General features: G+C 39.7%; 25 protein-coding genes and 1 tRNA gene. 13 read left to right on the top strand and 13 right to left on the bottom strand.

Annotation, left to right across the window (positions count from 1 at the left end; translation table 11 throughout):
• Window positions 1-4: 4 nt before the first annotated feature.
• The 4 genes from BLO34_RS09795 (at window position 5) to BLO34_RS09810 (ending at window position 6197) form a co-directional block, all read left to right on the top strand.
• On the top strand, window positions 5-2383 hold the full coding sequence (locus tag BLO34_RS09795) for an efflux RND transporter permease subunit (protein WP_090754887.1): 2379 nt from the start codon (window positions 5-7) through the stop codon (window positions 2381-2383).
• A gap of 139 nt (window positions 2384-2522) precedes the next feature.
• Window positions 2523-3971, top strand: coding sequence for an asparagine--tRNA ligase (gene asnS / locus BLO34_RS09800; protein ID WP_090754889.1), 1449 nt, complete (start codon window positions 2523-2525; stop codon window positions 3969-3971).
• A 168-nt stretch (window positions 3972-4139) separates the two neighbouring features.
• A complete protein-coding gene (gene rpoN, locus BLO34_RS09805) occupies window positions 4140-5588 on the top strand; it encodes an RNA polymerase factor sigma-54 (protein ID WP_090754891.1) in 1449 nt (482 codons plus the stop codon).
• 6 nt (window positions 5589-5594) lie between these two features.
• Entirely contained in the window at window positions 5595-6197 is a 603-nt protein-coding gene (locus BLO34_RS09810; protein ID WP_090754892.1) for a hypothetical protein, read from the top strand.
• On the opposite strand, the gene BLO34_RS09815 is transcribed toward BLO34_RS09810, so the two are convergent.
• The 6 genes from BLO34_RS09815 to BLO34_RS09840 all read right to left on the bottom strand — a co-directional run bounded on the left by BLO34_RS09815 (window position 6194) and on the right by BLO34_RS09840 (window position 10832).
• The gene (locus BLO34_RS09815) at window positions 6194-6913 is read right to left on the bottom strand and encodes a porin family protein (RefSeq protein WP_090754894.1); all 720 of its coding nucleotides are present in this window, start codon (window positions 6911-6913) and stop codon (window positions 6194-6196) included. The two genes, BLO34_RS09810 and BLO34_RS09815, sit on opposite strands and share 4 nt — an antisense overlap.
• Before the next feature lie 87 nt (window positions 6914-7000).
• Window positions 7001-7486 (bottom strand): ExbD/TolR family protein, encoded by a 486-nt coding sequence (locus BLO34_RS09820; RefSeq protein ID WP_090754896.1) that lies wholly within the window; start codon window positions 7484-7486, stop codon window positions 7001-7003.
• Window positions 7487-7488: 2 nt separating this feature from the next.
• Window positions 7489-8112: an ExbD/TolR family protein gene (locus BLO34_RS09825; protein WP_090754898.1), complete on the bottom strand. Its 624-nt coding sequence runs from the start codon at window positions 8110-8112 to the stop codon at window positions 7489-7491.
• A 3-nt stretch (window positions 8113-8115) separates the two neighbouring features.
• Entirely contained in the window at window positions 8116-8559 is a 444-nt protein-coding gene (locus tag BLO34_RS09830; protein WP_090754899.1) for a hypothetical protein, read from the bottom strand.
• 58 nt (window positions 8560-8617) lie between these two features.
• Window positions 8618-9397, bottom strand: a complete 780-nt coding sequence (locus BLO34_RS09835) for a MotA/TolQ/ExbB proton channel family protein (RefSeq protein ID WP_090754901.1) — start codon at window positions 9395-9397, stop codon at window positions 8618-8620.
• Window positions 9398-9866: 469 nt separating this feature from the next.
• Window positions 9867-10832 (bottom strand): App1 family protein, encoded by a 966-nt coding sequence (locus tag BLO34_RS09840; RefSeq protein WP_090754903.1) that lies wholly within the window; start codon window positions 10830-10832, stop codon window positions 9867-9869.
• A gap of 46 nt (window positions 10833-10878) precedes the next feature.
• Between BLO34_RS09840 and BLO34_RS09845 the strand changes: the two genes are divergently transcribed.
• Entirely contained in the window at window positions 10879-11757 is an 879-nt protein-coding gene (locus BLO34_RS09845; RefSeq protein ID WP_090754905.1) for a diacylglycerol/lipid kinase family protein, read from the top strand.
• Between the two features lie 234 nt (window positions 11758-11991).
• Here BLO34_RS09845 and BLO34_RS09850 read toward each other — a convergent pair.
• The 4 genes from BLO34_RS09850 to BLO34_RS09865 all read right to left on the bottom strand — a co-directional run bounded on the left by BLO34_RS09850 (window position 11992) and on the right by BLO34_RS09865 (window position 15153).
• Window positions 11992-12076, bottom strand: a tRNA-Ser gene (locus BLO34_RS09850).
• A gap of 50 nt (window positions 12077-12126) precedes the next feature.
• Window positions 12127-13230: an asparaginase gene (locus tag BLO34_RS09855; protein ID WP_172823968.1), complete on the bottom strand. Its 1104-nt coding sequence runs from the start codon at window positions 13228-13230 to the stop codon at window positions 12127-12129.
• Window positions 13214-14344: a 1-acyl-sn-glycerol-3-phosphate acyltransferase gene (locus BLO34_RS09860; protein WP_090754909.1), complete on the bottom strand. Its 1131-nt coding sequence runs from the start codon at window positions 14342-14344 to the stop codon at window positions 13214-13216. The genes BLO34_RS09855 and BLO34_RS09860 overlap by 17 nt, the downstream gene beginning before the upstream one ends.
• Before the next feature lie 41 nt (window positions 14345-14385).
• Window positions 14386-15153, bottom strand: a complete 768-nt coding sequence (locus BLO34_RS09865) for a TatD family hydrolase (RefSeq protein WP_090754911.1) — start codon at window positions 15151-15153, stop codon at window positions 14386-14388.
• 140 nt (window positions 15154-15293) lie between these two features.
• Between BLO34_RS09865 and BLO34_RS09870 the strand changes: the two genes are divergently transcribed.
• Window positions 15294-15734, top strand: a complete 441-nt coding sequence (locus BLO34_RS09870; RefSeq protein WP_090754913.1) for a retropepsin-like aspartic protease — start codon at window positions 15294-15296, stop codon at window positions 15732-15734.
• Here the strand turns inward: BLO34_RS09870 and BLO34_RS09875 are convergent.
• Entirely contained in the window at window positions 15729-16541 is an 813-nt protein-coding gene (locus tag BLO34_RS09875) for a DUF6252 family protein (RefSeq protein ID WP_090754916.1), read from the bottom strand. The genes BLO34_RS09870 and BLO34_RS09875 overlap by 6 nt on opposite strands.
• 135 nt (window positions 16542-16676) lie before the next feature.
• Here BLO34_RS09875 and BLO34_RS09880 point away from each other — a divergent pair, with 135 nt between their 5' ends.
• From BLO34_RS09880 to BLO34_RS09910, 7 genes are all read left to right on the top strand, one after another.
• Window positions 16677-17201: a 30S ribosomal protein S16 gene (locus tag BLO34_RS09880; RefSeq protein WP_090754917.1), complete on the top strand. Its 525-nt coding sequence runs from the start codon at window positions 16677-16679 to the stop codon at window positions 17199-17201.
• Window positions 17202-17212: 11 nt separating this feature from the next.
• A complete protein-coding gene (gene rimM, locus BLO34_RS09885) occupies window positions 17213-17740 on the top strand; it encodes a ribosome maturation factor RimM (RefSeq protein ID WP_090754919.1) in 528 nt (175 codons plus the stop codon).
• 14 nt (window positions 17741-17754) lie between these two features.
• Window positions 17755-18516, top strand: coding sequence for a tRNA1(Val) (adenine(37)-N6)-methyltransferase (locus BLO34_RS09890; RefSeq protein ID WP_090754921.1), 762 nt, complete (start codon window positions 17755-17757; stop codon window positions 18514-18516).
• A gap of 78 nt (window positions 18517-18594) precedes the next feature.
• Window positions 18595-19773: an acyl-CoA dehydrogenase family protein gene (locus BLO34_RS09895; protein WP_090754923.1), complete on the top strand. Its 1179-nt coding sequence runs from the start codon at window positions 18595-18597 to the stop codon at window positions 19771-19773.
• Window positions 19774-19861: 88 nt separating this feature from the next.
• Window positions 19862-20383 (top strand): hypothetical protein, encoded by a 522-nt coding sequence (locus tag BLO34_RS09900; protein WP_090754925.1) that lies wholly within the window; start codon window positions 19862-19864, stop codon window positions 20381-20383.
• Between the two features lie 130 nt (window positions 20384-20513).
• A complete protein-coding gene (locus BLO34_RS09905) occupies window positions 20514-21068 on the top strand; it encodes a hypothetical protein (RefSeq protein ID WP_090754927.1) in 555 nt (184 codons plus the stop codon).
• Window positions 21069-21137: 69 nt separating this feature from the next.
• Window positions 21138-21902, top strand: a complete 765-nt coding sequence (locus BLO34_RS09910) for a DUF3050 domain-containing protein (RefSeq protein WP_410503930.1) — start codon at window positions 21138-21140, stop codon at window positions 21900-21902.
• A gap of 11 nt (window positions 21903-21913) precedes the next feature.
• Here BLO34_RS09910 and BLO34_RS09915 read toward each other — a convergent pair whose 3' ends face one another.
• The gene (locus tag BLO34_RS09915; protein WP_090754930.1) at window positions 21914-22201 is read right to left on the bottom strand and encodes a NifU family protein; all 288 of its coding nucleotides are present in this window, start codon (window positions 22199-22201) and stop codon (window positions 21914-21916) included.
• Window positions 22201-23346 (bottom strand): Mrp/NBP35 family ATP-binding protein, encoded by a 1146-nt coding sequence (locus BLO34_RS09920; RefSeq protein WP_090754931.1) that lies wholly within the window; start codon window positions 23344-23346, stop codon window positions 22201-22203. The genes BLO34_RS09915 and BLO34_RS09920 overlap by 1 nt, the downstream gene beginning before the upstream one ends.
• Window positions 23347-23552: the final 206 nt, after the last annotated feature.

Below are 23552 nucleotides of genomic sequence, written 5' to 3' on the forward strand. Positions count from 1 at the left end.
CCTTATGCATAAGTTATTGAGCTTTGATTTTTGGAATTATGTTGCGCGATTGATCCTGCGCAATAGAGTTTTGATCTTGATCGTATTGGCGCTAGCCACTATCGCCCTAGCCACACAATGGAAAAATTTACAATTCACTCACACAGAAGCTAATCTACTACCAGACGATCATCCTGTAAATGTTGAATACAATAGGTTCCTGGACCAATTTGGTGAAGAAGGTAACTTGATCATATTGGGAATTGAGGATTCTCAACTCGATACCTATGGGAAATTTAATGCTTGGAATAAACTAGCAGATAGCATTGCTACTTTTCCAGAGATTGATCTGGTACTTTCCACTGCAAATCTTCCAGAACTGATAAAATCTGAAGATGGTTCCGTATTTGAAATCAAGCCTTTTGTAGAGCGTGAAATCGCTTCCAATCAGGAGTTGGACACCATTAAAAAGAGGTTGTACAGCGATTTACCGTTTTACAAAAACCTTATTTATTCAGAAAAGGATAGCGTACTAAGAACTGCGATCTATTTAAAGAAGGATATTGTAAACACACAGGCTCGCAAAGATTTCGTACTTAACAATCTACAGCCACTCATAGATTCTCAAGATCTTGACATCAAGGTCTCGGGAATGCCCTACATACGCACGCTGAATGCTAAAAATATTGTCGATGAAATAGGCATCTTTTTGCTGGCTGCGCTTCTAATCACTTCGGGTATTTTTTTCTTTTTCTTTAGATCATGGCGCGCGACGTTTATTTCCATTGTAACCGTGGTCATTGGGGTAATGTGGGCATTTGGGATTCTAGGTCTGTTTGAATATGAAATTACGGTACTTACAGCTTTGATTCCGCCGTTGATTATTGTGATCGGTATTCCCAACTGTATATTCTTGATCAATAAGTACCAGCAGGAAATAAAGAAACACGGTAATCAAGCCAAATCACTACAAAGAGTTATTACCAAAATTGGTAATGCTACCCTGATGACCAACATCACGACAGCCAGTGGTTTTGCCACATTCATTTTTACAGAAAGTACACTTCTCAAAGAATTTGGTATTGTCGCATCTATTTGCATCATTTCCATTTTCCTGATCAGTTTGATGTTGATTCCCATCATCTACAGCTACCTACCATTACCTAAAGAGCGTCACCTGGAGCATCTTAGAAAAAGATGGATAGGCGCCTTTGTGAACTGGATGGAAAACATGGTGCGCAACCATAGAATCGCTATTTATATTTCTAGTGTGGTTGTTTTGATCGCCAGTTTTATAGGAATGTATCAAATACGTATTTCGGGTAGTTTGATTGAGGACATGCCCAAGGGCGCTCAATTTTACAAAGACATCAAGTTTTTTGAAGAAAGTTTTGACGGGATAATGCCTGTAGAAATTCTGGTAGATATGAAGTCTAAAGAAGGCGTCACTAAATCCAAAAACCTCAAGAGACTAGAACGCCTGGAAGAACATATTATCGAGACCCCAGAACTTTCAAGACCACTTTCAGTAGTGAGTCTAGTCAAATATTCCAAGCAGGCATTTTATGGTGGTGATCCAGAGTTCTACGATCTACCTACTAGTAATGAGCGCATGTTTATGGCGCCATTGATGCAAAATAGCGGTACCGACATAGGCTTGATGTCCAGCTATGTGGATAGTACAGGCCAGATTGCTAGAGTCACAACTTTCATGAAAGACATGGGAACCGACCGCATGGAACGTGTGGAAGAGAATCTGATCGCTCAGGTAAACACCATTTTCCCAGCAGAGAATTATGACACGCTGGTAACAGGAAAAGCACTGGTCTTTCAAAAGGGAACCAACTATTTGATCAATAATCTGATCATCTCGCTGTCATTAGCCATCATTTTGATTGCCATATTCATGGCGTTTATGTTCCGCTCTTATAAGATGATTCTGGTATCACTTATTCCCAACTTATTACCATTACTTATTACAGCTGGATTGATGGGCTTCATTGGCGTTCCCATAAAACCATCTACGATTCTGGTATTTTCTATCGCCTTCGGGATATCTGTGGATGATACGATCCACTTTCTGGCCAAATACCGTCAGGAACTCATAGCAAACGATTGGAAGATCAAGAAATCTGTTTATGGTGCGCTGCGGGAAACTGGCGTGAGCATGTTTTACACATCCATCGTGCTGTTTTTTGGATTTAGCACGTTTACTATATCCAGTTTTGGCGGTACGGTCGCGCTGGGAGCACTCGTGAGTGCCACGCTCCTATTTGCCATGCTTGCAAATCTTCTGCTACTTCCTAGCATGTTGTTGTCGTTTGAAGGTGAATTTACCAATAAGGAAACCATTAAGAAACCGGCGTTTCCTATTATCGCAAAAGATATTGATGAAGAAGAGTAGATTATAGTTTAGTTCGCTTTCGCGAAAGCGAATACATGAATAACCTTAGAACTACCAAACATCGTAAAGGATTTATTTCCATCTTCATTGATAATAGCTTTCATAAAATTTATATTTGTCGGCACGAGAAAAACCAACCATGAAGAGAATAGACGCGCTACTTAAATCAGATCCATCATTGCACGAGACCACCGTAAAAGGTTGGGTGCGCAGTTTTAGAAACGATCGTTTCATTGCATTAAATGACGGTTCTTGTCTGGCAAATCTTCAATGTGTGATTGAACCAGAGAATTTTGACAGAGAATTGCTGGATCAGATCAATATTGCCGCTGCTGTTGAAGTGACTGGAACCTTAGTAGAAAGTGCTGGTAGTGGTCAAAAAGTAGAGCTGCAAACCACTAAAGTGAAAGTTCTCGCACCTGCAGATCCAGAGGATGTAAAGAAAACAGTGCTCTCGCCAAAACGCCACAATCTAGAAACATTGCGTGAGCAGGCGCACTTGAGAGTCCGCACCAATACCTTTGGCGCCGTGATGCGCGTGCGTGCAGCATTATCTTTTGCTGTTCATAGATACTTTCAGGAAAAAGGATTCTATCAGGCACACACACCTATTCTAACTGGTAGTGATGCAGAAGGTGCTGGTGAGATGTTTCGTGTGTCTACTCTAGATCCTAAAAACATACCGCTTACAGAAGATGGCAAAGTGGATTATAAGAAAGACTTTTTTGGCAAGGAATCTAATCTTACAGTTTCTGGACAACTAGAGGCTGAGACTTATGCCATAGGTTTGGGTCAAGTTTATACATTCGGACCAACATTTAGAGCTGAAAACTCAAACACCTCTCGTCACCTCGCCGAATTCTGGATGATTGAACCAGAGGTTGCCTTCAATGATCTAAACGATAACATGGATCTTGCCGAAGAGTTCATCAAAGATGTGATCGAGTATACCATGAAAAATTGTGCTGAGGATATTGAGTTTTTAGAAAACCGATTGACTCAGGAAGAAAAGTCAAAACCAGAAGCAGATCGCAGCCCAATGCCACTGCGCGAAAAACTAGAATTTGTTCTAAAGAATAATTTCAAACGAGTCTCTTACACAGAGGCGATTGAGATATTGAAAAGCTCTAAGCCTAATAAAAAGAAAAAATTCCAATACCTCATTGAAGAATGGGGCGCAGACCTACAGTCAGAACATGAGCGTTTTCTAGTAGAGAAGCACTTCAAATGTCCTGTCATTTTATTTGATTACCCTGCTAAAATCAAAGCGTTTTATATGCGCTTGAATGAAAAGGATAAAGATGGTCGTGAGACTGTACGCGCGATGGATATCCTTTTCCCAGGAATAGGTGAAATCGTTGGTGGATCGCAGCGTGAAGAGCGTTATGATGTACTAAAACAAAAGATGGAAACCATGGGAATCCCAGAAGAGGAACTGTGGTGGTACCTAGAGATGCGCAAATTTGGTAGTGTAACACACAGTGGTTTTGGGCTTGGGTTTGAGAGACTGGTATTGTTTGTTACAGGTATGACCAACATTAGAGACGTGATTCCTTATCCGCGTACGCCTGGTAGTGCGGCTTTTTAAAAAGTCATCGCCATCATAATTAATTAAAAAGCCTGTTCATTGACAGGCTTTTTCTATGCTGTGCGATTCTTGAAATGCGTTAAGCCGTCATTGTTGGAGAACATTTATAATTTCAATGGCAGTATAACTGTTGGCTTTTTCTATTTTTACTTGACAAGTTAAATTATCATGCTTAAACAGTCGTTAAATTTCAAGCTTTCGCAAAAGCTATCGCCGCAACAGATTCAGCTCATGAAGTTGATCCAGTTGCCCACGCAGGCTTTTGAACAGCGCGTCAAATCAGAGCTGGAAGAGAATCCAGCACTTGATAATGGCAAAGAAAAAAGCGAAGATGACTACGACGAATTCAGCAATGAAGATGACTATGATGATGCACCAGAACCAGATATCAATGTAGATGATTATTTGAGTGACGACGAAATACCGGAATATCGCACGAGAGCTAATAATTACAGCGCTGACGATGAAGAAACCAGTATTCCATATGCTTCTGGAAAATCATTTACTCAATCCTTAAAGGATCAACTCAACACGAGAAGATTGACTGAAGAAGATCAAGGAATAGCTGAATTTCTTGTGGGAAGCATTGACAGCAGCGGTTACATCAGGAGAAGTCTTGAAGACATCACGGACGATCTTGCCTTTACCATGAATATATACACCACGGTGGAACAGGTCAAAAAGGTACTCAAGATTGTACACCAGCTAGATCCTGCCGGTGTAGGTGCGAGAGATTTGCAAGAGTGTCTGGTAATTCAGCTTTCGCGAAAGCGTAACAACCCTTCTACAGAACTTGCTCTTAAAATCGTACGGGATTCCTTTGATGCATTTAGCAAGAAACACTACAAAAAGCTGATCGCAAAATATCATATTACAGAGGATGACTTGCGTGATGTGATTGATGAGGTGAGCCATTTAAATCCCAAGCCTGGAAGTTCCTATGCTGGCGGTTCCACTCGTATTGTTGAACAGGTAGTTCCTGACTTTACAATACGCATAAAGGATGGTGAACTGGAACTGACCTTAAACGGTCGCAATACACCAGAACTACACGTGAGCCGTGATTATTCGAACATGCTCAAGGGTTACAAAGAAGCAAAAGAAAAAACCAAATCCCAAAAGGATGCGGTGATGTTTATCAAGCAGAAACTGGATGGTGCCAAATGGTTTATAGAAGCCATTAAACAGCGCCAGGAAACGCTATTCATGACCATGTCGTCGATAATGAATTATCAGAAGGAATATTTCATTACTGGCGATGAGCGAAACTTGCGCCCAATGATCCTGAAAGATATTGCTGACGAGATCCAGATGGATGTATCAACCGTTTCTCGCGTAGCAAATAGCAAGTATGTCGATACACCTTACGGTACGAAGCTGATCAAAGTCTTCTTCTCTGAATCTATGACTAATACTGATGGTGAAGAAGTTTCTACTAGAGAGATTAAAAAAATCCTAGAAACTGTTATTCAAAACGAGAGCAAGAAGAAACCTCAAACGGATCAAAAACTAGCGGAAATCCTTAAGGAAAAAGGATATCCTATCGCACGTAGAACGGTTGCTAAATATCGTGAGCAACTTGATATTCCCGTAGCAAGATTGCGCAAACAAATCTAATTACCAATGAATGTATTCTTGAGGATATGGAGCTTCATTTCAAGTCCATTACTGGTTCCTCTTGCGATTTCTCTTTGGTTTTTGAGCTATGCTGGTAACTTTTCAGATCCTATTATTCGTTTGAAAATATATGTCATCGCGTTGTTGACTGTAGGCGTTCCATTGCTCATGTATGCAGTTTTATACACCTTCAAATTAGCTGACAGCATTCATTTGTCGACGACTAAAGAACGTCTGATTCCGTTGATGGTTTATGGACTATTTATAATTGCCATCATTAGGCTAGCATTTGATGATGGAATGTTCATGCCGTTGTACTTCTTCTTCATTGGCATACTGATGTCCACTATTATTGCTTTAATCCTAGCATTGTTTCAGTTTAAAATAAGTCTGCACATGATGAGCATCGCTGGCGCGCTCTCATTCGTGATACTACTAGGCTTTTATCTCAATGTAGATTTAATTTATTACGTAATAGGATTATCTATAGCGACTGGCCTTACTGCGACATCTAGGTTATCTATGAAGGCTCACACACCTGCAGAATTGATTTTTGGCACTGTAATGGGAATTGCGGTTCAAGTAGTTGTGGCCGCCTATTATATTTAGAGAAAATAGAACTCGATCCCGAATTTGATAGGCTGTAAACCTATTTCGTCACCATCTACAGTTACTGCATTTTGGTCAAACAAGCTATTTAAGCTATAATTAACAAAAGCATTGAAACTTCCATTACCAATGGATAGAGTGGCGTTATAACGTAGCCTGTTGAGTTCAGGAAGATCCGTTTGCTTTACGGATATATCTCCATCCCTAAAGGTCGATCTAAAAAGGTATATGTAACCCACTTTAAATCCCGGATAGATACGCCAGAAATTAAAGGTTGTAGGTGTAGATGTTCTCCACCTGAACTGTATAGGTAGTTCTACCAAATTCGTACTAAATCGGTTGGTATCTGAATTGTCTTGAATGTCTTCAATGATTCTAAAAACGGTTTGATTATCATTGCTTTCACCTATAAACAGGTTGGAATTATAAGTGTTTGAGGATAAACCGAGCCCTACACCTAATGCAACATTTCGTCTTTGATTCACTGGCATATCACGAATAAATCCGAACTGTAAACCTCCAGAAAATCCATTTTGCGAAAAGTCAGAAGGTTGATTTACTATCAAATTGAAGGACAATCCCAAATAGAACTGATCCTCTCGATAAAGACTGTCAACTACCTCAGGAATTGCGTTCTCATCGCTTGGTAGATCTGCTGGCTGAGACCATAAAGGAATAGTCAAAAGAAAGGCTATTAAAAATAATACGGTCTTCATGATCTAAAGATAGGTTATGTAAAATGTAGATAAAACAAAAAACCATCCTGAAAAGTCAGGATGGTTTTAAATAATATAGTTTGAAAATTACTTCTTAACGTTACGCATTGGATCACCATTTTTAGCAGTGTAGTTAATCTTCAAGGCCATTGCCTCACGTAACTCTTGCTTAACATCAGTAAGAGCACCTACTTTTGAACCGCTATCTACTTTAAGAGACACCATCATTTCATCTTGAATATCCTCAGGCATGTCATTACGTTTTGTATTGACATACGTCTGAACTTCTTCAACAGTTGAAATCTTATCTCCTAATTGAATAACATCAGTAACACCGTAAGTCTTCTGATATTGAGCACTAGGCTTACCAATATAGATGTAAATCAACTTATTCTTGCTTTCCAATTTTTCAACCTGGTTAGCATTAGGTAATTTATTTTCAATCTTAAGCTCATCTTCCCTCATCACGGTTGCTACCATGAAAAAGAACAAAAGCATAAAAACGATATCTGGCAACGATGCTGTTGAGATCGCTGGTAAATCACCACTCTTTTGTTTTTTAAACTTTGACATAATTAAGATTCTTGAGGTTCAGCTTCAGACAACTTCAAAGGATATAAATCGCGAACTAGATTCACTTGCTCTTCAAGTTTTTCGTATTCTGGAGTTTCCTTCTCTGTTTCTGGCCATTCCTTGTATCGCAAATACATATCTTCATAAGATTCATTGTATCTCTTATTGGATTCACGATTACGCAGAATAGTATAAGCTCTAACTAGTTCGTTATAAACAGTAACGTAATAATTGTAAGTAGCCTGACGGTCATTTACAAGAGATATTACAGCTTTATCTGGATTGTCAGAACTTTCTGGATCACGAGCGCCTTCACAATAAGCACATCCAGCAGGTCCTTCACCACCACCGTTATCCAAGAAAGCAATAGCAGCTTCAGTCAAATCTGAAATAACCATGTCTTCGTTTTCAACTAAAAGGCGGTTATCCTGATTCACTAGAACCTGAAATATATTCTTCTGCTTAATCTTAGGCGGCTGAACATCATCTGGCACTGGCGGCGGCAATTTACTTTGAATACCACTATCAACTTCAATGGTTGTAGTAACCAGGAAGAATATCAATAGAAGGAATGCTATATCTGCCATAGATCCAGCATTAACTTCAGGTGCAGATCTTTTAGCCATAATTTATTTCTTTATAAGTTTAGATGCTCCAGCCCATAATATGGATAGTATCGAAAGGATACCAACAATATAGAACGTCCAAAGCGCGGCACCAATCCATTGTGAATCAGCTGCTGTTAGTGCTTCACCATCATCCAACATTACTTGTTGACCAGTAGCTGGATCAAGTGTGCTGTTATCAGCAAAGACAAAGTATGCCAACAATATGATAACAAGCATTATGCCAACTGAAACGGCTGCACTCTTAAGAGCTCCAGGTTTTGTAAATAGATTAATAACTACAAACACCAATACAAGCCCTAGTATAATAGCCATTATAGCATAGGCAATGTACATCATTGGAACAACAGTCATACCTTGAATGCCATCTTCATCCATTTGAATGGGATCATCACCTACACTAAGAGCGTAGATAAAGAATATGGCTGCGATAAGACACAGACCCATTACTAAATATTTTAATACTTTATGTGCAATCATGATTAAGTATTGATTTAAGGGTTAATTACAGCTTACCATTCTTGTAGTCTACAAGAATATCGATAAGAGTAATAGAAGCATCTTCCATATCGTTCACGATACTATCGATCTTAGCAACGATATAGTTATAGAAAATCTGCAGAATGATCGCAACGATCAAACCAAATACAGTTGTCAAAAGTGCTACCTTAATACCAGTTGCAACAAGAGCTGGCTCCATTGTTCCAGCCTCTGCAATACTATCAAAAGACTTGATCATACCTATTACTGTTCCCATAAACCCAAGCATAGGAGCAAGAGCGATAAATAAGGAAACCCATGATACGTTCTTCTCCAATTGTCCCATTTGAACACCACCATAAGCAACGACTGCTTTTTCAGCAGCTTCTACGCTTTCGTCGGCTCTATCAAGACCTTGGTAGTAGATAGAAGCAACAGGACCTTTTGTATTACGACAAACATCCTTTGCAGCTTCAATACCACCACTTTTAAGAGCTTCTTCTACATCTGCAGCAAGCTTCTTAGAGTTTGTAGTAGAAAGGTTTAAGTAAATAATTCTTTCTATTGCGATTGCAAGACCTAAAATCAAACAAACTAGTACGATAGACATAAATAATGGTCCACCTTCTATAAATCGTTTTTTAAGTTCTTGATGAAAACTAACTGTTTCCACAGTTTCTGGTTCATCCTGAGCAGCTACGAGTGCAGTAACCGTCGTGTTAGTTGTTGTAGTTGCCGTTGCAGTAGTTGACATTCCTAATATCATTACAACTGCCATGAACAAAATTGAAAGTGATCGTTTCATTTGAAGATTTATTGATTATGTGATTTTTCTAATAAAGGGCTAAATATATAATTTATTGCGGTAAAACCGAACCTCAAACCTATTTCTATAAGATTTTAACCAATATTTATTTTGACCGCCAACTTCCTAGAGGGATACCAAGAAATGCTTATAAACTTACTAATACATCAATCCTGAATTACCAAACGATCATAGATGGCTACATATCAATCCGTAATGAGCCTAGCTGTAATTTTGTTTATTAGGTTTGAAACTGTTTCGCTTTCGCGAAAGCGTACTCCATACAATCCCATTACATTAAAAGTAAAGGTGATTTAAAAAATATGATATCACTATTTATGACAGAAGTGAACTCAATTTTGATTTCTCACAACTATCTAAAGCGACCCTATTTCAATTCTGATGTTAATCCAATAGACCTAGAGATGAGATTGAATAGTGTAAAATCAATTAGAAAACATGTTATAGATTATCCATAATTTTCCATGTGGACTTTTGAATGCTCTCTAGCTGTTGCGCTATTTTCAAAATAGCAATTTGGCACGCCCTTAGATGTAATCTCGCTCAACAAGGATTCTACATTACTTTTAGGAGAGCCTCCAACTTGACGTAGATATACTGCTAGAATCCGATTGGGAAATTGTTTTGTAATATCTCTATAAATAAAAGGATCCTGCTGTGTATCATCTCCCAGCAATACAAAAAATCGATCAGGATAAAATTCCAATATTTCTTGAATTCTATGAAGCTTATGATCATGATTGCCTCCACCAGATGCGAGCAGGTCAAACACGCCACTCTTTATTGATTTGAGAAAAAAAACGGCTTTGGGAAACTGGTGTAGAATGGTGAATTTTTCAATGAAATTATAAAGGTTCCATTCACTACTGGAAACATAGAAAAACAGCGCGGGTTGTAACTCAGGTCGATCTACATGTGCTAGCTCTCTATAATGCTGGACGACATCATGAAAGATTTTGCGTTTATTGATGTTTCTGGTAAGCAGGATGTAGATTTTTTTTAAGATGCTAGAAGAATGTGAGACTAAAAAAGTATCATCAATGTCTGATATGATACCATAGCCTGATGCCGCTTTTAATAGCGATCCTTTCTCCATTACTTGATCAGAATCCTTCACAACGGTGCACGTCAACTCATGCCATCCTGATTCAATTTGCAGCTCATGTTCCAATTCAAATTTGAAAAACCCATTTTCATCAGTCACTACGGTTTCTTGCAAGTCCCTAAACTTTAAATTTACGGCAACACCAGGCAGTGTTTTGATACTAAATGTGCGCCACATATAGTAGGCATACCTTAACCAGCTATTCTCAAGATTAAAATTCGAAGGATCTGTTTTTTTAAAGACATGCCCACTTATATATAGACGATGATCACTCGCAAAACCTCTATATACTTTAAGCTTTAATTTCATTCTGGATGGTTTATAATATCTAATTTTAAATATAAGTACTCTTCAAATGAACACTCTTTCCTCTAACGATAAATTATTAATGGTTGTCAACCCTATCGCTGGCGGTACCAATAAAGATCCATATGTCGATCAAGTAAAGAAAGCTGCAAATGATAATTATCAGCTTAAAACCTACTTTACCACTGGTGAGAATGACGAACAGTCTATCAAAGATTCTATAGATGAGTTCGAGCCAGATCGTATTCTAGTTATGGGTGGTGATGGTACGATAAAGTTAGTAGCAGGGATCGTTTCCAACAAAATCCCTATAGCTGTTTTACCAGCAGGATCTGCTAATGGTCTTGCCACAGATTTAGAAATTCCAATGAAAGAAAGTGAAGCTATTGAAGTAGCAATTGGAACTAATTCTATGTTGATCGATACTCTATTTATTAATGGTGAACTAGGCCTGCACATCAGCGATATAGGACTCAATGCAGAATTGATAAGAGAATATGATGGTGGCACTATTCGAGGTCATTTGGGATATGCGATCAAAGTGATTCCTACCTTATGGAAGAGCGACACACCATGTAAATTTAATATTACAACCACAGAGAAAACGCAAGAGATTGAAGCTGTGATGGTAGCTTTTGCTAACAGTAAAAAGTTTGGCACAGGCGTTACGGTAAATCCCGATGGTGAAATGAACGATGGGTATTTTGAAGTAATTATCTTCAAAAATCTAAACGCTATTGATGTAGTAAAAACATTAATGGGTAGCATACCACTAGATTCCGAATTTGTCGAAATTATCAAAACCCAAGAAGTGATCGTCAAAGCAGATCGACCCGTTAGCTTTCAAATTGACGGTGAATATTGTGATCAACAAAGCGAAGTGAAAGCTTCTATACTTCCAGACAACTTGTGTATTGTAGTGCCATAAAACTATCTCCTTTTATACCAAAAAGAAAATCCTTTGCACTGTTTGCATAGGGTTCGTGCTTTAAACAGTGGAAACGGAATAAATGCTTTGATCCCGAATTAGAATCCAGCGCGAGCATGGAAATCCCCTTATGCTGTGCTTGAGTGAATTTTTATTTTTAGGCCCTACAATTCTGCCTAATCAACGATAAAGAAACAAAAATTCCCGCAACTCTCGTTGCGGGAATTTCTTTTGCAGTGAGGAAGGGATTCGAACCCTCGAAACGTTGCCGTTTACACGCTTTCCAGGCGTGCGCCTTCGACCGCTCGGCCACCTCACTAATTTAGGATTGCAAGATTACGACTTTATGTCGCTTCTTGCAAGAAGCTTTTATATCGATAATTCGCCTCGCAATGATTTCTCAAAATAGTATTTGAAATCTTCCAGGGTATTAGTATAGTTGAGCAGATACATCATTTTGGCCAGCGCAGATTCTGTGGTAATATCCTTGCCAGACACCATTCCAATAGACTTAAGTTGGATACTGGTTTCATATTTACCCATATCTACAGCACCACCACGACATTGGGTAACATTAACGATGTAAACGCCGCGATCAAGAGTCTTTTTCAAAATTTCTATAAACCATGACTCGCTAGGTGCATTCCCGCTACCATAGGTTTCTAATACGATACCACGCAAACCTTGGATAGAGCAAATGGCCTCCACAACTTCCTTTGTTATGGCAGGAAACAGTTTGAGAACCACCACTTCCTTGACAAAATCTGGCCGGTAGTTCATACGCTGGATCGTTGCAATTTGATTCGATTTTTTCGCTTTCGCGAAAGCGTGCTTATCATCCATCACCGCGGCAAACTCATCATAATCATGGTGCCACAACAGATTCTGTTCGATTTTCAAGTGCACTCCACTCACCGCTAGAGGCGGATAATTAGGCGAAGTGAAAGCCTCAAAGCGATCTGCACTTACCTTAACCGTACGGTTAGCGCGATACAACTGGTATTCAAAATAGATACAAACTTCTTGAATAATAGGTCTACCAGCATTCCTTTGAGCGGCCAGTTCTATTGTGGTAATAAGATTCTCCTTAGCATCTGTACGTAAATCACCGATGGGTAATTGCGAGCCGGTCAAGATAATGGGTTTAGTAAGATGTTCAAACATAAAACTAAGAGCACTACCGGTATAGGCCATGGTATCACTACCGTGTAGGATTACAAAGCCATCATAGTTGTCGTAATTCTCATTGATCGTACTACCCATTTCCTGCCAGTGGGATAAATTCATATTTGATGAATCTATGGGACTATCGTAGGATAGCGTTGTAATCTCACACTCTAGGTGACGTAGCTCTGGAATATGTAGTAATAGTTCCTTGAAGTTGAAAGCCTTAAGCGCTTTGGTGGCTGGGTCTTTGATCATCCCAATGGTACCACCAGTATAAATAAGAAGTATTTTAGGCTTCATAAGCAAGCTCGAGTTGTTCCTTATTGATGACCGGTCTGGCATACATACTCAGGAAACTCTTTAACGCTTCAGGATCTTTGATATCCACACGCAGGCGTAATCTACGCTCAAACTGTGCCTGATCTTTTTTACTGTAGAACTTCTCATATTCTCTAGTCTCATGCAAAAGGTCGTAGGCAATGTAATTGGTAGGCCACAACTTATAATTGCGCTGGATAATAGCATTTAGCTGTGTAACCAATTGTTGAAGCACGTGATTAGTTGCTTCATCACTGCATTCATCAAGTGACAATGGCTTGGAAGCGGTGATATGGATGTGTTTTTTCTGTCCCAAAGCTCCTTTCAAAATGCTATTGAAGTCTTCGTTCTCAGATTTGATGTATTCTGTTTGCGCTTTTTTGGCAAGAAGCTCTGGAACTTTAAGTATATCCGTAGGGTCGTATTCGTAAGATATGGAAACGGGTACGATTTTGAGTGAGTTCAAATATTCACCAACAGATCTTTTCCCAGCGGCAAGCGCGATCATTTTGAGAACGCCTTGTTCCGTCACATCATTTCCATCTTTAGTACGTCCCTGACGCTGGGCAATCCATACGCTTCGATCTTGTTCTTTGAGTAGGTATTCTATGTACTCGCTCAAGGTTTTACTACTCATTAAGGTTTCCCGTGGTGTGCCACCGCGCTTCACAATAAAATTGCGGGTCAATTTACTTAATGCATTTACAAACGGTCGCTGCACCAGATTATCACCTATCGCACTAGCGGTTCGAATCAGATCATGTTTGAATAAGGTCAAATTGATCAAGCAGGTATCCAGGACAATATCTCGATGGTTTGAGATGTATAAATAGGTCTGCGCACTGTCAAGATCTTCAAATCCTGACGTGGTTAAACCAGCACTCGTTTCATCCAGTATACGCTCCACAGTAACTGATATTACATCACGCTGGAAGTCATTGATAGAATTACAGGACAGCACTATTTCCTTAATCTCCTCTTCAGACTTATCTGGAAAAGTATATTTGAAAAGAGTTTTTATCATAGGATGACGCACTGCACTTTGCAGCGCAATGGAAACCTCTTCATCATTGAAAAATCGTATGTCGTCGTAAATCGCCAAATCTCAGAATTCTAGTATTTCAAAAATAAGCATCTTCTCCACTAGACACCGAACACTTCACACGAATTTGACGTTGTGACCTCTGCTATTTCAGCTAGGGTCTTGTCATATATAGTGGCCACCTTTTCGGCTACCAATTTCAAATAGGCACTCTCATTACGTTTGCCGCGATATGGCGTGGGCGATAAGTAAGGCGCATCTGTTTCAAGAACAATATGTTTTAGGTCAATTTCATGCAGGAATTGATCAATCTTACCATTTTTGAAGGTAACGACTCCGCCTATTCCAAGTTTCATTCCGCATTTAATGGCGCGTTGCGCCTGTTCTAAAGTTCCTGTAAAGCAATGGAATATTCCTTTTAGACCTTGACCGTCAAATCGTTCCAAAACCTCAAAAACCTCGTCAAAAGCATCTCTGCAGTGAATTACAATAGGCAAATCACGCTCCAGTGCCCATTCAATCTGCTCATGAAATGCCTGCATCTGGATCTCTTTAGTAGACTTATCCCAATAAAGGTCTACTCCTATCTCACCTATAGCGACATAGTTTCCATTTTCCAAAAGCTGGGCTACATGATCTAATTCTTCTCGATAATTTTCCTTGACATGAGTAGGATGCAGTCCTGCCATCAAATGAATATGATCTGGAAATTCACGCTGCAGTTGCACCATGGCATCCGTAGTTTCAGAATCAATCGCGGGCAGGAAAAACCGCTTCACACCAGCATCCATCGCTCGCTGGACCATTGCCGTGCGATCTTCATCAAATTGGTCGCTATATAAATGAGTATGTGTATCTGTCAAAATCATGAGGCAAAGGTAGCAAGCTCATTATTAAAATGATTGTGGTTTTGTTTCCGTGGTATATAAATGAGTTTAAACTTCTTTTTCATTTCGCTTTCGCGAAAGCAAAACAAAGCAAACTTATCTTTGAACCCTTAAATATCTACATGGCATCAATCAAGAAAATACTTTTGGAACAAGGTTACATTGCGCATCGCTTGCGCTTGTCAAAAAAAAGTGGCCACATTGTTACCAAAGTTTTGTTGAATGGATATTCTGGGAGATTTATCATCGATACTGGCGCCAGCGCAACCTGTGTGGATCAAGAACTCTATAAGGAGTTCCAACTTACCACAGAGTTTATGGATAAGCAAATAGGAACTGCCAGCGGTTCTTTGCGGCCAAGAATATCTCACAAAAATACGTTGGAGTTGGGTGAATGGAATGATGAGGATATCACCGTGCTTTCTATGGATATGAGCTTTGTCAATAGTGCCCTAAAGGCAGAAAACATGCGCTCTATTCAAGGATTATTAGGCGCAGATTTCCTAATCGCCAGCAACGCTATTATTGATTATCGAGGGAAGTGGATCTTTTTGAAACTATAGCGTTACGGTGAACGAACCTTGGGTGACGGTAATGTTAGATGGTGGTCCCGTCTCAAAACTAAAAATACCACTGTACTGACCTCTAGCCGCATTTACAATTGTAATATCCATAGTGCCAGTAATAGCATCTGCTGTAGTTCCATTATTGCTGATACTTGCGCGATAATTACCAGTAGGCGTAATATCATAACTTCCAACGGCAACATCTTGAGGGAAACTCAACAATAACGTAGTATTGGAATTGTTAGCATTTATGATCACAACATCAGATCCAGCGTTAGTAGTAACGGTTGTTGGATTTAGTGCCGTACCATTAATCATCGCGCGTACCGTATTGACAAAATCAGAACCTACCTCAGTACCAAAAGGGACTTGATAAATAACTCCTTTGCGCATCGTCAATGTATCCTGAGCATTAGGAGTGTAACTCACAAAACTAAAATCTCCAGTAACGGTTCCTTCAGGTGTGTTTGCAGACAATACTACGGTTCCATTACTATCACCTGTTCTAGTGCTGAATTGCTGTTGGTTATTGAATGTATAAACAGCTTCGTTAGGTGATCCTTGACCTAATTCATAAATACCAGGATTGGAAGATGTGAGCACAAATCGCAACTTCTCTAGCGGATTCTCACCTGCTATCGTTACCGTACCATCCGTATTGTTGGTAACGCTCACTTGATCACTTCCAAAAAACTCTCCATTGCGTGATGCCTGCAATGCTGGGACATTGTCCCTATCCAGATTTTCCTCACAGGAAATAAATAGACCCAAAGCCATCATCAATAATAGGTACGTTTTTCTCATAGCTCTCCACGTGTTGTTCAAGGTAATAACTCAAAAGTAAATAAAATAGTACGCCTCGTTGCTGATAATTAAAATAATAGTATTTTTGCAACCTCAAATTAATAATCAGGGTCGGGAACCCACAAATTTAATGTTATGCCTGTAAAAATCAGACTTCAAAGACACGGTAAGAAAGGAAAACCTTTTTACTGGATCGTCGCTGCAGATTCACGTTCAAAAAGAGATGGTAAATATCTTGACAAATTAGGAACGTACAACCCTAATACTAACCCTGCAACTATCAACCTAGATGTTGATGGCGCTGTACAGTGGTTGGAAAATGGTGCTCAACCTACAGACACTGCTCGTGCTATCCTAGGGTACAAAGGAGTAATGATGAAGAAACACCTTAAAGGTGGTGTGAAGAAAGGTGCTTTCACTGAAGAGCAGATGGAAGAGAAATTCAACGCATGGATGGAAGAGAAAGAAGGAAAGATTGCTGCAAAAGCATCTGGTCTTTCTAAAGAAGAAGAAAAGAAAGCTGCTGAAGCGCTTGCTGCAGAAAAAGCTGTTAACGAGGCTCGTATCGCTGCAAATGCTCCAGAACCAGAAGCGGTTGAAGAGCCAGCTGCTGAGGAGGCTCCAGCTACTGATGCTGATGCTTCTAAAGAAGAGGAATAAATCGTTGAGCCATGCGTAAAGAAGATTGTTTCTACGTAGGCACGATTGTCAATAAATTTAGTTTCAAGGGTGAACTGTTAGTCAAACTAGACACAGATGAACCGGAACTTTTTCTAGAAATGGAATCAGTTTTTATCGAAATCGGTAAAAACTTGGTTCCATTTTTTGTGGAACGTAGTCAGCTTCATAAATCACTTTTATTGCGCGTTAAGTTTGAAGATGTAGATGATGAGCCTATGGCAGACAGCTTGATGAAAAGAGAGTTGTATTTACCGTTGACTGTTCTACCTAAATTGGAAGGCACTCAGTTCTACTTTCATGAAGTTGTAGGTTATGAGATCATAGACACAGAATATGGAAGCGTTGGCACCATCACAGGTGTAAACGACACCACCTCACAAGCCTTATTTGAAGTTGATCATAATGGCGATGAAGTTCTTATTCCCATCAATGACGAGTTTATTGAAAAGGTAGATCGTGAGAATAAAATCATTACCGTCAATACACCTGAGGGATTGATTGACCTTTACATTTCCTAAATTCTATCGTAATTATGAGCACCTTTAAATTCAAGCAATTTGAAGTCGCTCAAGATCAATGTGCACAAAAAATAGGCACTGATGCTGTATTGCTGGGCGCATGGACAGATCCAAATGAAAAGCCTTATTCCATACTTGACATAGGAACAGGAACTGGTGTGATTGCGCTCATGATGGCACAGCGATTTTCTAATGCTCAGGTTGACGCCATTGAGATTGATGATGCAGCTTTTGAGCAAGCGACGGCGAATTTTGAGAATAGTCCTTATGGTGATCGTTTATTCTGTTATCATGCTGCCTTTCAGGAATTCTATAAGGAGGTTGAAGATCGTTATGATTTAATCGTTTCAAACCCACCATTTTTTGATGGCCGGCTTGAAAGAGATGATGATTTAGTGGATGAAAAGCGGCAACAAGCTCGCTTTGATGATGCGCTACCATTTGAAGAGTTGGTCTATGGCGTTTATCAATTACTGGAAACTGACGGGACTTTTGCTTGTGTCATCCCTTCAAATCGTGAAGAAAAGTTCTTGAAAATTACAGATCACTTTCAGCTAACACCAGTCCGCAAAACCTATGTACGTGGTATTGCAGATAGTCCTGTAAAAAGAGTTTTGATGGAGTTCCGCTTTCGCGAAAGCGATATCTCAACAGCCACTTCTACAAATAACCCTGTCGCTGATTGTAAAGTCGAACATCTTGTAATAGAAAAATCGCGTCACGACTACACTAAGGAGTACATTGAACTTACTAAGGATTTCTATCTGAAAATGTAGCAGGAGTTTTAAGGAGCTGCATAGGAATCTTATATTTACAGAGGTCTGCACTTTGCGACCATCGCTAAAAAAACACCTATGAAACCTGACTTATTTGAAGCACCGGATTATTATCAGTTAGACGATTTGCTGACTGAGGAGCACAAGATGATACGTGATGCGGCACGTGAATGGGTAAAGCGTGATGTGTCTCCTATTATTGAAGAGGCAGCGCAAAAAGCCGAATTTCCTAAAAGTATTATTCCTGGGCTGGCATCTATAGGCGCTTTTGGCCCTTATATTCCAGAAGAATATGGCGGTCCTGGACTGGATCAGATTTCTTACGGATTGATCATGCAGGAACTGGAACGCGGTGATAGCGGTGTACGTTCCACGGCATCTGTTCAATCCTCATTGGTGATGTATCCTATCTGGAAATATGGTAGCGAGGAGCAGAAAACCAAGTTCTTACCTAAGCTTGCCAGCGGCGAATTTATGGGATCCTTTGGGTTGACTGAACCTGATCACGGTTCTGATCCTGGAAGCATGGTTACCCGATTCAAAGATGCTGGCGATCACGTGATTTTAAATGGTGCAAAGCTTTGGATCTCGAACAGTCCGTTTTGTGATGTGGCTGTGGTCTGGGCAAAAGATGAAAACAACCGTATCCATGGAGTGATCGTGGAGCGTGGCATGGAAGGATTTACTACTCCAGAAACGCATAACAAATGGTCGTTGCGTGCAAGTGCTACCGGCGAACTGATTTTTCAGGATGTAAAAGTTCCCAAGGCTAATATTCTGCCGGGTCGCTCTGGATTGGGAGCGCCGTTGAGCTGTTTGGACAGCGCTCGTTTTGGTATTGCTTGGGGCGCGATAGGTGCTGCCATGGATTGCTATGATACGGCGTTGCGGTATGCTAAGGAAAGAAAGCAATTTGGCAAACCCATTGCTGGATTCCAGCTACAACAAAAAAAACTAGCCGAGATGATTACCGAAATCACCAAAGCACAACTGCTCGCATGGCGATTAGGTGTATTGCGTGAAGAAGGTAAAGCCACCAGTGCACAAATCTCCATGGCTAAAAGAAACAACGTTGAAATTGCGATCAACATCGCTCGCGAAGCCCGACAGATTCTAGGCGGCATGGGAATAACTGGTGAGTACAGCATTATGCGCCACAGCATGAATCTTGAAAGTGTTATTACCTATGAAGGAACGCACGATATTCATTTATTGATTACTGGTCTGGATATCACCGGTGAGAATGCTTTTAATTAAGACTTTGCCTTAAATTTTTTTAATACTCACAAATCCCTTTCTTTATTTAAAGGGATTTTATGTTTATTTGAAAATCTAAAAACACTACATGAAAAATTTGAAAGTATTTGGTCTAGTAATTCTATCCTTATTTATATTCTCGTGCACAGAGGAAGATGATGATGGTGGGACTACAGATCCCAATGAATTGACTATGGCAAACCTAGCAGGCACATATAATGTGACTGCCTTGAGTGCGAGTGGTTCAGAGACCGATACATTTAATGGTCAAACGACGGTTGAAACATTTACTCTTGATGGTAGTGATTTCAACAATGTTACCATTTCATTTACAGAGGATGGTCGTATTTCCTCAAGTGGGACATTTACAACCACTGCAGTATATACTGAGAATGGCACAATGTATACAGAAGTTGAAACATCTGACCTGGATATTAGCGGTCGTTATTCTATTGATGGAAGCTCCTTAATTTTATCCGAAAGTGATGGTGCGGTAACCACAATTAATAACTTCTCCAGCAACGGGTTTGATTTGTTTTTTGAAATAATTGAAGCCGAAACAGACTACCGCTATGAGGCACAAGGAACTTATACGTTAGAACGCCAATAAATCTAGTATTTCTAGATCCTCAGCTGATTCAAATGAATCAGCTTTTTGACTTTCCTAGAATAGTTCAAGATAATCCTTCAGCAAAGGCATCATGTTTGATGAGAATTCTGTCAACCAAACAAATTTCTCAATGAAATCTATAATTATTCCAGCGATAGCAATAATGCTATCCACAATTTCCTTTGCACAAGATCTAGATCAAAACCTTTCAAGATCTGATTTTCAAGATGAGACTATTTATCGGTTGCAAATTTTACCGCTAGGTATAGAGGTTGAGAAAGACGTTTATAAAGATCTTTCAGTTTTGGCAAACCTTGGTGGTGTTCCACTATACTTGGGTAGAGAAACAGAATTCAATAGTGGAACAAGCGGTTTCACAGTGATTCCATTCATAGACCTCCAAGCCAGATACTATACCAACTTCAAAAGAAGATTGGAATTAGGGAAATCAATTAAGTATAATAGCGGCAATTTCATTGGGATAAAAACTACTCAATATTTCAGTGATTTTGGTAATTTAAATAGTAATGAGGCCAACTTAACTGGATTCATATATGGACTGCAACGTACTTATGGTGATCATTGGCACCTTAATTTTGAAGCTGGAATATTTTATGGTAAAAATGAATTCGATCAAGAATTCGTATTGCCATTACCTACATTTCAAATAGGCTACACGTTCTAGTTAATCCTATCCTAAACGATATTTTAGATCGCTCTTTCTTGCAACCAGCGATTATTTTTGCAAAAAAGAATCATGCAAGAGACATTGAATGAGGCGATCTCGCTTTCGCGAAAGCGGTTACTTCAACATCCACTTTATACGTCCATAAAAAATACAGAGCATTTACAGGCGTTTATGCAATCGCACGTCTATGCTGTATGGGATTTTATGTCTCTCCTTAAGGCTTTGCAGCAACAACTGACTTGTACAACACTACCTTGGCAACCGGTTGGGAACACGCAGTTGAGATACTTGATTAATGAAATAGTACTCGCCGAAGAAACCGACCAAGATGCAGATGGTGATCGCATGAGCCATTACGAAATGTATCTGGATGCCATGCAAGCCGCTGGAATTGACACTAAAGATGTAGAACAGCAAATCAATAGTTGGGCTTCCATAGGCAAGGTTCTAGCGATTACAAAAACTGATCAGTTGTCTGCTCACGTTAGCCAGTTTCTTGCCACTACTTTTGAGGTCATTCAGCGTGGTAAGTCTCACGAAATTGCGGCTGCGTTCACCTATGGTCGTGAGGACCTGATTCCAGAAATGTTTACAGAAATCATTGGCGGATTAGAAAAATCTGAAGTATCCATCGACTTGTCTAAAATCAAATATTATTTTGATCGACATATCGAGCTGGATGGTGATGAGCATGGACCCATGGCCCACAAAATGGTCGCTCTTTTATGTGGCGATGATGAAAAGAAATGGAATGAAGCTACCACTGTAAGTAAACAAGCACTTGAAAGCAGATACAAATTATTTACTGGTATTTTGGAAGAGCTAGCTTAGTAAAAAGGCTACTAATTTTGTGTGTCGATGTGATCGCGGTAATCTTCTTTTTCTACCATATTAGATATATCAACCACCGTTTTGATTTGGGGTGCGTGTTTTTTAACCGTTAATTCCACTCCAGATTTGAGTGTCATCTGGTTCACGTGACAACCTACACAAGTTCCCAATAACCGAACCTTCACATCAGTCCCATTCTCGATGGAAACCAATTCTATATCACCACCATCACGCTGGAGAAATGGTCTGATTTCCTCAAGTCCTGCTTCTACTGCTGCTTTTAATTCGGTATCGTTCATTATTGTTTTTTATTAACGGGACTACAACCTGCCATTGTTGTGATTTTGACAGCCTCAGTAGGTGGCATTTGGTCGTTGCGTCGCACGGTTTCTGTCACCACATTTCTGGTAATATCGATAAAGGATTTCTCTATCTCAGTTCCATCCTGTAATGCTGCTGGTCTACCAACATCGCCAGCTTCACGTATGCTCTGGATCAAAGGAAGTTCTCCTAAAAATGGTATGTCAAGATCTTCCGCAAGGTGTTTTGCACCATGTTGACCGAAGATATGGTATTTTTTTTCTGGTAATTCTGGTGGCGTGAAATATGCCATGTTCTCAATAATTCCCAACACAGGTACATTGATGCTTTCCTGCTGGAACATCGCAACACCCTTGCGAGCATCTGCCAGTGCAACGGTTTGTGGTGTACTGACTACAACAGCTCCAGTCAATGGCAATGCCTGCATAATGCTCAAGTGAATATCTCCAGTTCCTGGAGGTAGATCTACTAGCAAGAAGTCAAGTTTTCCCCAATCTGCATCAAATATCATTTGGTTCAAGGCTTTGCTAGCCATCGGTCCACGCCATACAACGGCTTGATCCAATTTTGTAAAAAAGCCAATGCTAAGAACTTTTACACCATAGCTTTCTACGGGTTTCATTTTTGACTTGCCATCAACATTAACAGACAACGGTCTCTCATTGACTACATCAAACATAATCGTAGCAGATGGGCCATAAATATCTGCATCCAGCAAACCTACTTTGAAACCCATTTTTGCAAGAGTCACAGCTAGATTTGCGGTAACCGTAGATTTCCCAACGCCACCTTTTCCAGAAGCGATAGCGATAATATTGTCAATCCCTGGAATAGGTTTTCCTTTAATTTCTGGGGCATTGTTGGCCTTTACTGGTGCCTCAACTTTCAAGTTCACCTTGACCTGAGCCTTATCAGAAATATTCTCTTTAATAACTTGTTGAATGGAGCTTTCCGTTTTCTTTTTTGCCTGTAATGCAGGGTTGGTAATGGTAATATCAACAATGACCTCATCGCCAAAAACCAGTACATTTTTCACCGCACCACTCTCTACCATATTTTGACCTTCGCCAGGTACGCTTATGGTTTCTAACACTTTAAGGACGGCACTTTTTTCTATCTTCATATCTCGTTTCAATTACTACAAATATAAGGTGTGCAGCGACGTATTGAAAATGATTCTAAATTATAATCAAGACCGATTGTTGTAGATAATTTGTGTGGTTATTGCGCTTTCGCGAAAGCGAACTCCTTAAAATCTATCCTAATAAAAAAGAGATAACGTAATTATTTTACAATATGTCTACAAATTTCTTAACTTACTGGTTCTGT

Origin of the sequence: Nonlabens sp. Hel1_33_55, from assembly GCF_900101765.1 — a bacterium.
GTDB lineage: Bacteria > Bacteroidota > Bacteroidia > Flavobacteriales > Flavobacteriaceae > Nonlabens.

What these genes read in the sequence shown, in the direction of transcription:
- BLO34_RS09795 (WP_090754887.1), top strand. Translation starts at nt 5, where the DNA reads ATGCATAAGTTATTGAGCTTTGATTTTTGGAATTATGTTGCGCGATTG.
- asnS (WP_090754889.1), top strand. Translation starts at nt 2,523, where the DNA reads ATGAAGAGAATAGACGCGCTACTTAAATCAGATCCATCATTGCACGAG.
- rpoN (WP_090754891.1), top strand. Translation starts at nt 4,140, where the DNA reads ATGCTTAAACAGTCGTTAAATTTCAAGCTTTCGCAAAAGCTATCGCCG.
- BLO34_RS09810 (WP_090754892.1), top strand. Translation starts at nt 5,595, where the DNA reads ATGAATGTATTCTTGAGGATATGGAGCTTCATTTCAAGTCCATTACTG.
- BLO34_RS09815 (WP_090754894.1), bottom strand. Translation starts at nt 6,913, where the DNA reads ATGAAGACCGTATTATTTTTAATAGCCTTTCTTTTGACTATTCCTTTA.
- BLO34_RS09820 (WP_090754896.1), bottom strand. Translation starts at nt 7,486, where the DNA reads ATGTCAAAGTTTAAAAAACAAAAGAGTGGTGATTTACCAGCGATCTCA.
- BLO34_RS09825 (WP_090754898.1), bottom strand. Translation starts at nt 8,112, where the DNA reads ATGGCTAAAAGATCTGCACCTGAAGTTAATGCTGGATCTATGGCAGAT.
- BLO34_RS09830 (WP_090754899.1), bottom strand. Translation starts at nt 8,559, where the DNA reads ATGGGTCTGTGTCTTATCGCAGCCATATTCTTTATCTACGCTCTTAGT.
- BLO34_RS09835 (WP_090754901.1), bottom strand. Translation starts at nt 9,397, where the DNA reads ATGAAACGATCACTTTCAATTTTGTTCATGGCAGTTGTAATGATATTA.
- BLO34_RS09840 (WP_090754903.1), bottom strand. Translation starts at nt 10,832, where the DNA reads ATGAAATTAAAGCTTAAAGTATATAGAGGTTTTGCGAGTGATCATCGT.
- BLO34_RS09845 (WP_090754905.1), top strand. Translation starts at nt 10,879, where the DNA reads ATGAACACTCTTTCCTCTAACGATAAATTATTAATGGTTGTCAACCCT.
- BLO34_RS09865 (WP_090754911.1), bottom strand. Translation starts at nt 15,153, where the DNA reads ATGATTTTGACAGATACACATACTCATTTATATAGCGACCAATTTGAT.
- BLO34_RS09870 (WP_090754913.1), top strand. Translation starts at nt 15,294, where the DNA reads ATGGCATCAATCAAGAAAATACTTTTGGAACAAGGTTACATTGCGCAT.
- BLO34_RS09875 (WP_090754916.1), bottom strand. Translation starts at nt 16,541, where the DNA reads ATGAGAAAAACGTACCTATTATTGATGATGGCTTTGGGTCTATTTATT.
- BLO34_RS09880 (WP_090754917.1), top strand. Translation starts at nt 16,677, where the DNA reads ATGCCTGTAAAAATCAGACTTCAAAGACACGGTAAGAAAGGAAAACCT.
- rimM (WP_090754919.1), top strand. Translation starts at nt 17,213, where the DNA reads ATGCGTAAAGAAGATTGTTTCTACGTAGGCACGATTGTCAATAAATTT.
- BLO34_RS09890 (WP_090754921.1), top strand. Translation starts at nt 17,755, where the DNA reads ATGAGCACCTTTAAATTCAAGCAATTTGAAGTCGCTCAAGATCAATGT.
- BLO34_RS09895 (WP_090754923.1), top strand. Translation starts at nt 18,595, where the DNA reads ATGAAACCTGACTTATTTGAAGCACCGGATTATTATCAGTTAGACGAT.
- BLO34_RS09900 (WP_090754925.1), top strand. Translation starts at nt 19,862, where the DNA reads ATGAAAAATTTGAAAGTATTTGGTCTAGTAATTCTATCCTTATTTATA.
- BLO34_RS09905 (WP_090754927.1), top strand. Translation starts at nt 20,514, where the DNA reads ATGAAATCTATAATTATTCCAGCGATAGCAATAATGCTATCCACAATT.
- BLO34_RS09915 (WP_090754930.1), bottom strand. Translation starts at nt 22,201, where the DNA reads ATGAACGATACCGAATTAAAAGCAGCAGTAGAAGCAGGACTTGAGGAA.
- BLO34_RS09920 (WP_090754931.1), bottom strand. Translation starts at nt 23,346, where the DNA reads ATGAAGATAGAAAAAAGTGCCGTCCTTAAAGTGTTAGAAACCATAAGC.